Source organism: Amorphus suaedae (assembly GCF_053629675.1).
Window position 1 is genome coordinate 305,122 of sequence record NZ_JBRJIT010000002.1, and the last position, 13,213, is coordinate 318,334.

Genomic DNA, 13,213 nt, shown 5'->3' on the forward strand with positions numbered 1-13,213 from the left:
GGTCATGGTGCTCGCGCGCCTGACAGGCTAGACTCGTTTCAACGTCCGGCTCCGGACCACACCTGACACCGCACCGCGGCTGGCACCTTCGCCGGCGGATCCTCCGCCCGGCGCCTGCGCGGTCACTTCTTCCCATGGAGGCCCCATGAACGACATGACCGCTCCGAAGTTCGGCATCGGCGCTCCCGCCCGGCGCATGGAAGACCAGGCGTTCGTCACCGGCAAGGGCAGCTACGTCGACGACTACCGACCGGAAGGCACGCTGGTCGCGTTCGTCCTGCGCTCGCCGATCGCGGCGGGCAGCTTCACCATCACCGGCGGACTGGACGACGCGCGGGCCCTCGACGGCGTCCGGCTCGTGCTCACCTACGACGACATCGCCCATCTCGGCCCGCTGCCGTCGAAGGGCATCGGCCCGCAGGTCGACGGCTCGCCGACCGAGGTGCCGCCGCGCACCGTGCTGTGCAAGGACGTCGTGCGCTTCGTCGGCGACCCGGTGGTGTTCATCGTCGCGGAAACCCGCGCCGCCGCCGAAGACGCCGCCGAGCTGATCGAGATCGACTGGAATGCCGCTCCGGCGATCGCCGACCCGGCGCGCGCCCTCGACGCCGACGCGCCGGTGGTTTGGCCCGAGTACGGCTCCAACCTCGCCTTCACCTATGGCAGCGGCGATGCCGTGGCGACCGATGCCGCCTTCGCCAAGGCGGAGAAGGTGGCGAAGCTCACGCTGCTCAACAACCGCCTCGTCACCAACTACATGGAGACGCGCGGCTGCGTCGCCGAGTACGACGCTGGCTCGGGCCGCTACACGCTCACCGTCGTCAGCCAGGGCGGCCACTCGATGAAGGGCATCCTCGCCAAGGACGTCTTCGGCATCGAGCCCGACCGCATCCGCGTCGTCACCCCGGACGTCGGCGGCGGCTTCGGCACCAAGATCTTCATCTATCCGGAATACCCGCTGGCCATGGTCGCCGCGGAAAAGCTCGGCGCGCCGGTGAAGTGGATCAGCACCCGCGGCGAGGCGTTCCTCTCCGACAGCCAGGGCCGCGACAACATCACCACCGCGGAAGTCGCCATGGACGGCGCCGGCCGCTTCCTCGGCCTGCGCATCGACCTGATCGCCAACATGGGCGCCTACCTGCACCAGTTCGGCCCGTTCGTTCCCCGCGTCGGCACCAGCATGTCGACCGGCGTCTACGACATCCCGGCGGCCGACGTGCGCATCCGCGGCGTCTACACCAACACGGTGCCGCTGGACGCCTATCGCGGCGCCGGCCGGCCCGAGGCGGCCTACGTCATCGAACGGCTGGTCGACGAGGCGGCCCGGGTCATGCACGTGTCGCCGGTGGAGATCCGCCGGACCAACTTCATCCGTCCGGAACAGATGCCCTACGAGACCCCGGTCGGCCGCGTCTACGATTCCGGCGAGTTCGCCGGCCATCTCGACCGCGCGCTGGAGGTCTCCGACCATGCCGGCTTCGAGGCGCGCATCGCCGAGAGCACCGCGCGCGGCCGCCTGCGCGGCATCGGCCTCACCACCTACATCGAGGCGTGCGCCTTCCCGGGCGGCGAGACGGCCACGGTCGGGCTTGCCGACGACGGCATCGTCACGCTGCTGATCGGCACCCAGACCAACGGCCAGGGCCACGCCACCTCGTACGCCCAGGTGATGGCCGAGACGCTCGGCCTCGACTTCGACCGCATCAAGGTCGTCCAGGGCGACACCGACCGGGTCGAGACCGGCGGCGGCACCGGCGGCTCGCGCTCGATCCCGCTCGGCCTGCCCTCGGTCAAGGTCGCCTCCACCGATCTCGCCGAGAAGCTGAAGGCGATCGCCGCCGACCATCTCGAGGTGGCCCCGGCCGACCTGGAGCTCGTCGACGGCAGCGTCCGCATCGTCGGCACCGACCGGTCGATGTCGCTCGCCGACATCGCCCGCGCCACCGCCGACAAGAGCCTTCTCTCGGCGGCCGGCCGGGTCGAGCAGGACAAGCCGACCTTCCCGAACGGCACCCATGTCTGCGAGCTCGAGGTCGATCCGGAGACCGGCCACGTCCACATCCTGCGCTACACCATCGTCGACGATTTCGGGGTCACGGTGAACCCGATCCTGCTGGCCGGGCAGGTGTTCGGTGGCGTGGTGCAGGGCATCGGGCAGGCGCTCCACGAGCGCACGGTGTTCGACGACGACGGCCAGCTCCTCACCGCGACGCTGCTCGACTACGCGGTGCCGCGCGCCGACGACGTGCCGTTCTTCCACTTCGAGACGCGCAACATCCCGACCACCGCCAACGCGCTCGGCATCAAGGGCGCCGGCGAGGCCGGAACCATCGGGTCGGCGAGCGCGGTGATGAACGCGGTGGTCGACGCGCTGGAGCGGGCGATGGGCATCACGCACGTCGACATGCCGGCCACGCCGGCCAAGCTCTGGGCGATCATCAACGAGGCCCGCGCCGGCGGCGCCTGACGGCGCTCAGCGGCGCCCGATCGCCTCCAGAACGAACGCCACGCGCGCCGCCACGGGTGCGCGTGGCAGCTCCACCAGGTCGTAGCCGGCGGCCCGGTAGGTCGCGACCATCGCCGCATGGGTGCGCTCGGCCTCGTCCAGGTCCTGCCGCCGCTCCGCGTCCTGCCCGAAGATCTCCGGCCAGGGCGGCGCGACGAACACGGTGGGCGCGTATCGGAAGACGGCCACCGCCCGGGACACGTGCGGCGGCACCTCCAGCCCGCAGACGCGCAGGTAGCCGGCGACGTCGGGCACGCCCCGGTCGAAGAACACCGGGCCGCTTGCCGCCGCCGCGTGCCGGTGGGACCGCATCTCCCAGGACAGCATCAGCTCGGCGAACGTGGATCGGTCCGCCCAGGGAAGCGCGGTGCCGCCGATCGCCACCTGGTCGCGAATGATCGCCCGGCCGGCCTCCTCGGTGGTGGCATGGCCGCGCGCGGCGAGCGCCTCCATCAGCGTCGTCTTGCCCGCGCCCGGGCCGCCCGTGACAACGAAGAAGCGGCCGGTCTCCTGCTCGGCCGCCGGTTCGGTCGCCGCTGCCGGAGCGCCGTCGCCGCCGTGCGAGCCCTCGCGCCGATGCATTGCTGCCACCCGGTTTTCCCGTTTGCCCGTTTCGCGATTATTCGCCATATTTTTACTTCACATGCCCTTTAGTCGATTGCGCCGTCCCCGCCCGATGTCTTTCCGGGCGCCGGTAGAGCTGTTTTCGGTCAGGTGGTCACACCGTATCGGCAAGAAATGGCTCCGGATCTAATCGGTTGAGCCGGTGTCGTGGCGATCCTTCCGGTCCCCGCGGCAGCGGTTCCAGCGCGTTTCTTTCGTATTCGAGGCCAGACGTCCGTGCGGACACTAGATGATCACGGCGCGCTTTCGGGAGCCGCCGGCGACGCCAACGACCGGGATCCCGCCCCGCTTGCCGCCCTTGCCGTGGCCTCGCTGCCGCGCGCCCTTCCCGAGATCGCCGTGCCGCCGCTGAACGCGATGAAGGGCATCGGTCTCAAGGTGCTTTCCGCCTTCCTGTTCTGCGCCATGCTGGCGCTGGTGAAGATCGTCGGCGAACGCGTCCCGGTCGGCCAGATCCTGTTCGCCCGCAACTTCTTCGGTCTCATTCCCGTCGTCGTGATGGTGGTCTATCTCGGCTCGCTGCGCGGCATCCTGCGGACGCGGCGTCCGTTCGGCCACATGAAGCGCGCCATCGTCGGCACCGCCTCGATGGCGCTCTGGTTCGCTGCGCTGCAGCGCCTGGCGTTGCCCGACGCCACCGCCATCACCTACGCCTCGCCGCTGATCATGGTCGCCTTCGCCGCCTTCTTCCTCGGCGAGAAGGTGCGCATCTACCGCTGGTCGGCGGTGGGCGTCGGCTTCGTCGGCGTCATCGTGATGCTGACGCCGCAGTTCGCGTCCGGCTTCGACATCGGCGGCAGCGTCGAGGCGACCGGCGCGGCGATGGCGCTCACCTCGGCGGTGTTCATGGCGCTCGCCTCGGTGTTCGTGCGCGAGCTGACCGCGACCGAGCAGACCGGCACCATCGTCATCTACTTCTTCGCCACCGCCTCGGTCCTGTCGCTGATAACCGCGCCGTTCGGCTGGGTGATGCCGACGCCGCTGGAGGCCGCGCTCCTGGTGGGGATCGGCCTGCTCGGCGGCATCGCCCAGATCTTCATGACCCAAGCCTATCGCCATGCCGAGGCCTCGACGATCGCGCCGTTCGAGTACACCACCATGCTGTGGACGGTGCTGCTCGGCGTGTTCGTGTTCGACGAGGTGCCGCAGACGGAGGTGATCGCCGGCTCGGTGGTGGTGGTCGGCGCCGGCCTCTACGTCATCTACCGCGAGCGCCGGCTCGGGCTGGTGCGCACCGACCACGCGGCCACCACGCCCGCGCGCGGCTGATCCGGCCAGGCCGAGGCCCGCGCCGGCTCAGTCGGCAGGGCTGTCGATCCGCCCGGGAAGGTTGATCGCCAGCGAACGGTCGATGAGCCGCCTCAGGATCGTCTTGATGGCCGCGATCTCCGCCTCGGTGTAGCCGGCGAGCATTTCTTCTTCGTGCTGCTTGGCGATCTCGATCAGCGGCCGCGCCAGCGCCAGCCCGGCAGGCGTGATGTGGACCCGCACCCGGCGGCGGTCCGAGGTGTCTCCGCGCCGCTCGATCAGCCCCTGCGCCCCCAGCCTGTCGAGCACCTTGGACAGGCGCGGCTGGTTGAACAGCGCGATTTCCGCAAGCCGCGAGACCGACATCCCGTCGACGTCGATCAGGCAGGTGAGCACCCGCCACTCGGCAATGGCGCCGCCGTGATTCTTGATGCGGGTGTGCACTCCGGCCGAATAGACGTGGCTGGCCTGGGCCAGCAGGTAGGACATGTAACCGGCGACGAACGATCCTTCGGGCGGGCCGTAGCCGCGCCCCGCATGGATCGCGCTATCGTCGTCGGGGGCCGACAGGTGGTCATCTTCGCGCTTCATGGGATTGCGTGCGCCCTTCGACTGATTCATAACTTTTCATGCAATCCGGGAAAAGGGTCGGCCATCACCGTCGATGGCGACGAATCGGGAGTCGATTTCATCATGCTAGCCGATCGTATCGAAGCAAAATGGATCGACAGCTTCGCCGAGGCGTTCGAGGCCTCGGCGATCCGCGCCGAGGAAACCGTCGCGATCCTGTCGGAGACCCAGTCCCGTCCGCTCAACGTCCATCTGGCCGAACTGGCCCTCCAGCGCCTCGGCGTGCGGCCGTTCCACCTGGTGGTGCCGACGCCGCGCAACCCGTGGGGCGTGATCGCGCGCTCCACCGGCGGCACCCAGTCGCTCGGCAACATCCGCCCCGTCGTGCAGGCGCTGGCCTCGTGCGACGTGGTGGTCGACGTGACGCTTGAAGGCCTGATGCACGCGCCGGAAACGGCCGAGATCCTCAAGGGCGGCGCCCGCATCCTGGTGATTTCCAACGAGCATCCGGAGTGCCTGGAGCGGATGCGTCCGGACCCGGATCTGGAGGTGCGCGTCAAGGCGGCGGTGAAGCGCGTGCGCGCCGCCACCGAGATGACGGTCCGCTCGGCCGCCGGCAGCGACCTCACCGTGGCCATCAAGGGCGCGCCCACCGTCGGCATCTGGGGCGCCACCACCCGGCCGGGCACGCTCGCCCACTGGCCGGGCGGCATCATCGTCTCGTTCCCGAGCAAGGGAACCGTCAACGGCCGGCTCGTGCTGGCGCCCGGCGACGTGAACCTGACGTTCAAGCGCTATTTCGAGGGGGAGGTCGCCCTCACCATCAAGGACGACTACGTGGTCGACGTGGAGGGGGCCGGCGTCGACGCCGACCTGATGCGCGACTACTGGGCCGCCTGGAAGGACCGCGACGCCTACGCGGTCTCCCACGTCGGCTGGGGCCTCAACCGCAACGCCCGCTACGACGCGCTGCAGATGTACGACCGGCGCGACACCAACGGCACCGAGCTGCGGGCGGTGGCGGGCAACTTCCTGTTCTCCACTGGCGCCAACGAGTTCGCCGGGCGCTACACCGCCGGCCATTTCGACCTGCCGATGATGCACACCACCATCGCGCTCGACGGGGATCTCGTCGTCGACGAAGGACGACTGGTGGACTGAGCGTGAGCGGCGCGCCGGGCGCGCGCCGCGTTCAGGCCGGCGTCGCCCGACCCCGTCCGGTCACTGCTCCAGCGCGTCGGCGCAGCGCGGCGCCGGCTGGTCGCCCCACGGCATGATCGGCACCGTCGAGGTGGAGTTCTTCGGGCTGCCCTCGATCAGCTTGTCGGAATAGACGAGATAGATCAGCACGTTGCGGTCGACGTCGCAGCCGCGGACGATGCGCATCTTCTTGAAGAAGAACGACCGCCGCTGGCGGAACACCTCGTCGCCCTGCTCGAAGGTGCCCTTGAACGACACCGGGCCGATCTGCCGGCAGGCCAGCGAGACGTCCGAGACCTCTTCCGCCACCCCGAACATGCCGGACACGCCGCCCTTTTCGGGCAGGGTGTAGTGGCAGGCGACGCCCGCCACCAGCGGGTCGTCGATGCCGTAGACCACCAGCTTGTGGTCCGGCGTCAGCATGTTCCACTTGGTCGACTTGTCGAAGATCCGGTCCGGATCCTCGGCGGAGGCCGGGGCGGACACGGCGAGGCTCGCCAGCGCGAGGACGAGCGCGGCGGCGAGCGACTTGGCGAGCGGGGACGTGGCCATCTTCGACGGGATCTCCTTCAGGGGTACGTCGATGAGATGGGAGTGGCCGGGGCGGTAGACAAGCCGGTTCCGCTGCCCCTCCGCTCAGTCGGCCGCGACCTGCACCGCCGACAGCTTCGCCTTGTACTCCGGCTCGACGTGGATGGTGACGATCGAATTGGGCACGCCGCCGCGCAGCCCCGCCTCGATGCGGTCGCAGATCGCGTGGGATTCCGAGACCGTCATCTCGCCGGGCACGACCAGGTGGAAATCGATGAAGATCGTCGGCCCGGAATGGCGGGTGCGCACGTCATGGGCCTGCATCGCGCCCGACGCGTGCCCGGCGATCAGCGCGGTGATCAGGTCCATCGTCTCCTGCGGCACGGCCTCGTCCATCAGGCCGCCCACCGAATCCCGGATCATCCGCCATCCCGACCACAGGATGTTCAGCGCCACCAGCATCGCCAGGATCGGATCGAGCACCAGCCACCCGGTGAGCCAGACGAGGGCGACACCGACGATCACGCCGCCGGAGGTCACGACGTCGGCCATGAGGTGGCGGCCGTCGGCCAACAGCGCCGGCGAGCGGGAGCGCCGGCCATGGCGCAGCAGCAGCCGCGCCCACACCAGGTTGACCACCGTTGCGATGCCGTTCACCGCCAGTCCCTCGACGGGGGCGTCGAGGGGGCTCGGGGCCAGCAGCGCCATGCCCGCCGTCGCGAAGATCGCGAGCGCGGCGATGACGATCAGCACGCCCTCCAGCACGGCGGAGAAATACTCCGCCTTGCTGTGTCCGTAGGGATGGTTGTCGTCGGCCGGGATCGCCGAGATGCGCACCGCAACGAGGGCCGCGGCGGCGGCTGCGATGTTGATGATGCTCTCGATCGCGTCGGACAGCAGCGCCACGCTGCCGGTCAGCCAGTAGGCCAGGAACTTGAGCGCAAACACGCCGCAGCCGATGGCAATGCTGCCGAGCGCGAGCTTGATCGCCTTGGTCATTCGGTCACCGAAGTCTGGGGCGTCTCCCCGCTCGGATCGGTTCGATCGAGCGAAACGGGACAGCCCAAGCTGTTGAAGCCGGAGCCGTGCCCGATCGGTTCGTCGACCTGACGGGGCATGGTTCCGGGACGCGGCCGCAGCCGTGACGATCGGGCCGGGAAGGGTCCGAATCGAACGTGTCCGACGCGCCCTGCAAGCACGCCGCGTCGCGCCCCTTGCGGGGCGGGATCCGCCGGATCCCGTCGTCGAATGTCTGTTCTACGCCGCGTAGGCTGGCCGGGAGGCCTGGTTGGCGGCGAGCACGTTCTGGAAGAACTGCTCGGCGCTTGCCTCCCACGAAAACGTTTCCGCGTAGGCCCGGCACCGGTCGCGTGGAATGTCGAGGGCCGCAAGGGCCGCCTTCCGGAGGTCGTTGTCAAGAACGCCGCACTCGGAATCCCCGACCACGTCGATGGGGCCCATGATCGGGAAGGCGGCGACGGGCACGCCGGCCGCCATCGCCTCCAGCAGCACCAGCCCCCAGGTGTCGGTCAGGCTCGGGAACACGAAGACGTCGGCCGAGGTGTAGTGGGCGACGAGTTCCTCGCCGAGCTTCGGGCCGGTGAACACCACGTCCCGGTAGCGGGACTTCATGTCTTCCAGCGCCGGTCCCCCGCCGACCACCACCTTGGTTCCCGGCAGGTCGAGCTTCAGGAAGGCCTCGATGTTCTTTTCCACCGAGACGCGGCCGACATACATGAAGATCGGGCCGGGCAGGTTCAGCGCCGGCGGCACGTCGGGACGGAACTTGTCGTGGTCGACGGCGCGCACCCAGCGGTAGAGGTTGGTGAACCCGCGTTCCGACAGCGAGCGCTCCAGGGTACTGTTGGAGACCATGCATCCGGCGCCCGCGTTGTGGAAGCGGCGCACGAACGAGTAGGACCAGCTCAGCGGCACCGGCACGCGCGCCGCGATGTATTCGGGAAAGCGCGTGTGGTAGCTCGTCGTGTAGGGCTGCTTGTTGATGAGGCACCACTTGCGCGCCATCATGCCCAGCGGGCCTTCCGTCGCGATGTGCATGTAGTCCGGCGCCATCTCGTCGATCCGGCGGCGGATCCCGGCCGGCGACGTGATGCTCAGGCGGATCTCCGGATAGGTCGGCAGCGGCACCGTGCGCAGACCTTCGGGCGACAGCACGTCGACTTCGATGCCCATGCGCCGAAGCTGCTCGATGGTGATCTGCAGCGTGGTGACGACGCCGTTGACCTGCGGATGCCAGGCATCCGTCACCATGACGATCTTGCTCATGCGGCGGCCTGCCGCGTGGTGGCGATCTTGGCCACCGGCTGCGAACCGATCTCGGTCCAGCGGATGAGCTCGAAGCGACCGTCCTGCGTCTCGCCGACGGCGGTGCAGCTTTCGACCCAGTCGCCGGTGTTGATGTAGTGCACCCCGTACTCCTCGTGCATCGCGGCATGGTGGATGTGGCCGCAGATGACGCCCTGCACGTCCCGGCGCTGTGCCTCGCCGGCCAGGGTCTGCTCGAACTTGCCGATGAAGTTGACGGCGTTCTTCACCTTCAGCTTGGCCCAGGCCGACAGCGACCAGTAGGTGAGCCCCAGCTTGCGCCGCACGATGTTGACCCAGGTGTTGATGCCGAGCGCGGTGACGTAGGCCCAGTCGCCGAGGAAGGCGAGCCACTTGGCGTGGCGCACGACGACGTCGAACTGGTCGCCGTGGATGACGAGGTAGCGCTGGCCGTCGAGGCCCTCGTGGATGATGCTGTCCACCACCTCCACGCCGCCGAAATGGGTGCCCACGTAGTCGCGCAGGAATTCGTCGTGGTTGCCGGGAATGTAGACGACCCTGGCGCCCTTGCGCGCCTTGCGCAGGATCTTCTGCACCACGTCGTTGTGCGCCTGGGGCCAGTACCATGACCGCTTCAGGCGCCATCCGTCGATGATGTCGCCGACGAGGTAGATGGTCTCGGCCTCGTGGTAGCGGAGGAAATCCAGAAGCAGGTCGGCCTGGCACCCGCGGGTGCCCAGATGGACATCGGAGATGAAGAGAGCGCGGTAGGTCTGCGTCTCGATCCGGTCTGGCACTGGCATCCTATCGACCACGATTCCGGTCCCGATGGCGTCGATGGGGTTGGCTGCAAGCTGTTTGCCAGCCTCAGCCTATTTCATCAACTCGATTCGAATATCAACTATATGACACCCCTGTGGTCGATTCACGACTCCGGGCCGCGACAAGGTGCCCGCGGCCGCCCCGTCCGGGTTCCGGAGGGCGCCCGACCCGCCGGAAATCCCCCTGCCGGATCAGCGCCGCCGGACCTGCATTGTGCATCGCGTCCGCTCCGGCCTACGGTTGACTCTTGCGCCTTCGTCCGTAGTGATAGCGGCACGTTTTTCCACCAGTCGCGGCGGATTTCGCCGTGTCGCACCGACAGCCGAAGATCCTGTTCGACACCGCGGCGGCCGGGGCGCTCGCCTGGGTGAATGCCAAAGGGGACGCAGGAATGCGATCGATTTTGTGTGCGGCGCACGCCGGTGGCCAGGGCAAGACGACCCTGGCCCAGCTCGTCTACCTCGGCCTGCAGCGGTCGGGGGCGAGCTACAAGCTGGCGTCCGCCGATTTCGTCGACGACACCGGCCGCTCGAAGATCGGCAAGATGTACCCCCAGCGGGTCACCGAGTTCGGCGTCGGCGCCGAGCTGTCGATCGCCAAGAAGGCGAACGACATGAACGCGTCCCTGAAATACTGGGACCGGCTCGGCCGCAGCCTTCTGGAAGGCGGCGTGGTGGTCGATCTCGGCGCCAACGTCGTGTCCCAGGTGACCGAGTGGGCCCGCGCCCGCCGGGTCAGCCAGATCTTCCAGTCGCGCAAGGCGCCGCCGGTCGACGTCATGCTGGTCTGCCGCGCCGAGAAGCACGCGATCGACGACATCGCCGACCTGGTCCGCCAGTTCAACGACCAGGACGTCATGCCGATCTCGCGCATGTACATCGTCCTCAACGAGGCCGGCGGCAGCTTCTCGAGCCTGAAGATCTCCCAGGAGCTCAACAAGATCGCCGAGAACCGCGCGCTCCACTACATCAAGCTGCCGCGCTGCACCTCCGAGCTGTGGCACCTGATGGAGCTGAACTTCGTGTCCATCGAGGACGCCCTGAACCTCACCGAGGACGAGGCGGCGGAGAAGTTCGACATCGACATCTGGGAAGCTACCTCGGGCGTCGCCGACCTGCGGATCTGGTTCGACCGCGTCTACGCGAACATGAAGGAAGAGGGCGTCTTCGAGGGCGCCTGATCCTTGCGCCGCCAGGTCGCCGCGATCCGGGCCGCCGTCTCCGAAAGGGGGCGGCGGCCCGTTCGTTTCGGGGGACCGCGGCGCGGCGGGCGGACCTATCCCCAGGAGAAGGCGCGGCCGCCCTTGAAGCGGCCCGCGCCGCGCGCCAGGTTTACCGGCGATGACATTGCACATCCTGAAACTCTGCGTCGGCGCGGACACGATCGACGACCTGCGCGGCTGGGTCGAGCAGCGGGTCGGCGCGCGCCGGGCCGCCGGCGAGGAGGCGGTGTCGCGCCACGTCACCCGCATGACGCCGAAGCGCGGCGACGAGATCGCCGGCTCCGGGTCGCTCTACTGGGTGATCCGCGGCTTCATCCAGGTGCGCCAGCCGATCCTTCGCATCGATCCCATCGTCGACGCCGACGGGGTCAAGCGGTGCGCGTTCGTGCTCGCCCCCGAGCTGATCGAGACGCGCAAGACGCCGCGGCGGCCGTTCCAGGGCTGGCGGTATCTCACCCCCGCCGAGGCGCCGCCCGACGACGCCGGGCTCGACGGCGACGACGACATGCCGGCCGACATGCGCCGCGAGCTGGCCGATCTGGGCCTGCTCTGACGCGCCCGCTCCCCATCTCCGGAAGGCCTTGCGACACGACGGCCTTTGCCTGCCGCGCCGGATGCGCCATCTAGAGGGGGTGAGCAAGGACAACCGACCCACCACCCGCACGCCCGTGCGCCCGACCGTGACGTCGACGACCGGCCAGCCGCCGGCCGAGCGGTCGCCGCGTGCCGACATCGACGCCTTCGTGGCGCGGTCGCGCGCCGCCGCCGCCTCGCCCGGCACCGGCCGGCGCGGCCGGCTGATGTTCGCGCTCGACGCCACCATGAGCCGCCAGGCGACCTGGGACCGGGCCTGCGCGATCCAGGCGGAGATGTTCCAGGAGGCCGGCAAGGTCGGCGGCCTCGACATCCAGCTCGTCTATTTCCGCGGCTTCGGCGAATGCCGCGCCTCCAAATGGGTCTCCGACACCTCCCGCCTGCGCGACCTGATGACGCGGATCGATTGCCGCGGCGGGCTCACCCAGATCCGCAAGGTGCTGGGCCGCGCCCTCGACGAGACGCGCACCGAAAAGGTGCACGCGGTGGTCTACGTGGGCGACTGCATGGAGGAGGCGGTCGACGAGCTCTGCGCGCGGGCCGGCGAGCTGGGGCTCCTGAAGGTGCCGGTGTTCGTCTTCCAGGAGGGCAGCGATCCGGTCGCCTCGCGCGCCTTCGCCGAGATCGCCCGGCTGTCGGGCGGCGCCCATCTGACCTTCCGCGCCGACGCCGCCGACGAGCTCGGCCGCCTGCTGCGGGCGGTGGCGGCCTACGCCGCCGGCGGCCGGGCGGCGCTCGCCGACATGAGCGCGCGCGGCGAAGAGGGCGCGCGGCTGCTGATCGGGAAAATGGGCTGAGATGATCTGGCTTCTGCTCGGGACCCTGGCGCTGGGCGCCATCGTGGTGGCGAGCCGCGGCTTCTCGCAGGCCGATCCGGCGGTGCTGGCACGGCGGCTGCGGATCGCGGGAGGCGTCGTCTGCGTGCTGGCGGCGGTGGGGTTCGCGGTGCGCGGGATCTGGCCGCTGTCGGGACCGCTCGGCCTGTTCGGGCTGTCGCTGCTCGGCTTCGGTCCGCTGGCCGGGATGCGCCGGTCGCGCGGGGCGCCGCGCTCAGCCGGTCAGTCGTCGTCGGTCACCACCGACTTCCTGCACCTGAGCCTCGATCACGACACCGGCGAGATCGCCGGCGAGGTGCGGGCCGGCCGGTTCGCCGGGCGCGGGCTCGACAGCCTGTCGAACGCCGATCTGCTGGAACTGCTGCACGAGGTCGCGGGCGACCCGGACAGCGTGACGCTAGTCGAAGCTTATCTCGACCGCCGGACGCCCGGCTGGCGTGAAGACCTCCACGAGGACGCGGGTGCGGGGGAGGGCCGCGCGTCGGCTGCGGGAGGTTCCCTGAGCGAAGAAGAGGCCTACGAGATCCTTGGTCTTCAGCCAGGCGCCGGAGAAGGGGAGATCCGCGCCGCGCACCGACGGCTCATGAAGGGTCTGCATCCCGACCGGGGCGGCAGCACGTTCCTTGCGTCGAAGATCAACGAAGCCAAACAGCGGCTTCTGCGCGGGCATAACTGACACGATACTCATCCCCTCGGCATCCCCAGTTTCAGCGGCGCGTTTCGCATCGGCGCCGGTCGTTCAGGTCGTTCGAAATCCAGGCAGGCGATGCCGGC

13 protein-coding genes are annotated in these 13,213 nt (G+C 69.3%); 7 read left to right on the plus strand and 6 right to left on the minus strand.

Translation table 11 applies throughout. The features are described 5' to 3' along the window. The first annotated feature begins 145 nt into the window (after positions 1–145). Positions 146–2,467, plus strand: coding sequence for a xanthine dehydrogenase family protein molybdopterin-binding subunit (locus tag AB7M35_RS15125; protein ID WP_453961178.1), 2,322 nt, complete (start codon positions 146–148; stop codon positions 2,465–2,467). Between the two features lie 6 nt (positions 2,468–2,473). Here the strand turns inward: AB7M35_RS15125 and AB7M35_RS15130 are convergent, their stop codons facing one another. Further along, positions 2,474–3,097 carry an AAA family ATPase gene (locus AB7M35_RS15130; protein ID WP_453961179.1) on the minus strand — a complete coding sequence of 208 codons (624 nt, stop codon included), beginning with the start codon at positions 3,095–3,097 and terminating at the stop codon, positions 2,474–2,476. Positions 3,098–3,346: 249 nt separating this feature from the next. On the opposite strand from AB7M35_RS15130, the gene AB7M35_RS15135 reads away from it, so the two are divergent. After that, complete coding sequence (locus AB7M35_RS15135) at positions 3,347–4,399, plus strand: DMT family transporter (protein ID WP_453961180.1); 1,053 nt, start codon at positions 3,347–3,349, stop codon at positions 4,397–4,399. Positions 4,400–4,426: 27 nt separating this feature from the next. Here the strand turns inward: AB7M35_RS15135 and AB7M35_RS15140 are convergent, their stop codons facing one another. Continuing rightward, on the minus strand, positions 4,427–4,969 hold the full coding sequence (locus AB7M35_RS15140; RefSeq protein ID WP_453961181.1) for a MarR family winged helix-turn-helix transcriptional regulator: 543 nt from the start codon (positions 4,967–4,969) through the stop codon (positions 4,427–4,429). Positions 4,970–5,071: 102 nt separating this feature from the next. On the opposite strand from AB7M35_RS15140, the gene AB7M35_RS15145 reads away from it, so the two are divergent. Then, a complete protein-coding gene (locus AB7M35_RS15145; RefSeq protein WP_453961182.1) occupies positions 5,072–6,109 on the plus strand; it encodes a peptidase M29 in 1,038 nt (345 codons plus the stop codon). Between the two features lie 60 nt (positions 6,110–6,169). Here the strand turns inward: AB7M35_RS15145 and AB7M35_RS15150 are convergent, their stop codons facing one another. The 4 genes from AB7M35_RS15150 to AB7M35_RS15165 all read right to left on the minus strand — a co-directional run bounded on the left by AB7M35_RS15150 (position 6,170) and on the right by AB7M35_RS15165 (position 9,768). Next, positions 6,170–6,700 carry a CreA family protein gene (locus AB7M35_RS15150; protein WP_453961184.1) on the minus strand — a complete coding sequence of 177 codons (531 nt, stop codon included), beginning with the start codon at positions 6,698–6,700 and terminating at the stop codon, positions 6,170–6,172. 84 nt (positions 6,701–6,784) lie between these two features. Next, a complete protein-coding gene (locus AB7M35_RS15155; protein WP_453961186.1) occupies positions 6,785–7,678 on the minus strand; it encodes a cation diffusion facilitator family transporter in 894 nt (297 codons plus the stop codon). 258 nt (positions 7,679–7,936) lie between these two features. Next, entirely contained in the window at positions 7,937–8,965 is a 1,029-nt protein-coding gene (locus AB7M35_RS15160) for a glycosyltransferase family 4 protein (protein WP_453961188.1), read from the minus strand. After that, complete coding sequence (locus AB7M35_RS15165) at positions 8,962–9,768, minus strand: UDP-2,3-diacylglucosamine diphosphatase (protein ID WP_453961189.1); 807 nt, start codon at positions 9,766–9,768, stop codon at positions 8,962–8,964. Before AB7M35_RS15165 ends, AB7M35_RS15160 begins: the two co-directional genes overlap by 4 nt. Before the next feature lie 326 nt (positions 9,769–10,094). Between AB7M35_RS15165 and AB7M35_RS15170 the strand changes: the two genes are divergently transcribed. The 4 genes from AB7M35_RS15170 to AB7M35_RS15185 all read left to right on the plus strand — a co-directional run bounded on the left by AB7M35_RS15170 (position 10,095) and on the right by AB7M35_RS15185 (position 13,115). Next, positions 10,095–10,967, plus strand: a complete 873-nt coding sequence (locus AB7M35_RS15170; protein WP_453961191.1) for a hypothetical protein — start codon at positions 10,095–10,097, stop codon at positions 10,965–10,967. 160 nt (positions 10,968–11,127) lie between these two features. Beyond that, the gene (locus AB7M35_RS15175; protein ID WP_453961193.1) at positions 11,128–11,562 is read left to right on the plus strand and encodes a DUF1489 family protein; all 435 of its coding nucleotides are present in this window, start codon (positions 11,128–11,130) and stop codon (positions 11,560–11,562) included. Between the two features lie 61 nt (positions 11,563–11,623). Beyond that, positions 11,624–12,400, plus strand: coding sequence for a VWA domain-containing protein (locus AB7M35_RS15180; protein WP_453961195.1), 777 nt, complete (start codon positions 11,624–11,626; stop codon positions 12,398–12,400). A gap of 1 nt (position 12,401) precedes the next feature. Next, a complete protein-coding gene (locus tag AB7M35_RS15185; RefSeq protein ID WP_453961196.1) occupies positions 12,402–13,115 on the plus strand; it encodes a DnaJ domain-containing protein in 714 nt (237 codons plus the stop codon). The last annotated feature ends 98 nt before the right edge of the window (positions 13,116–13,213 follow it).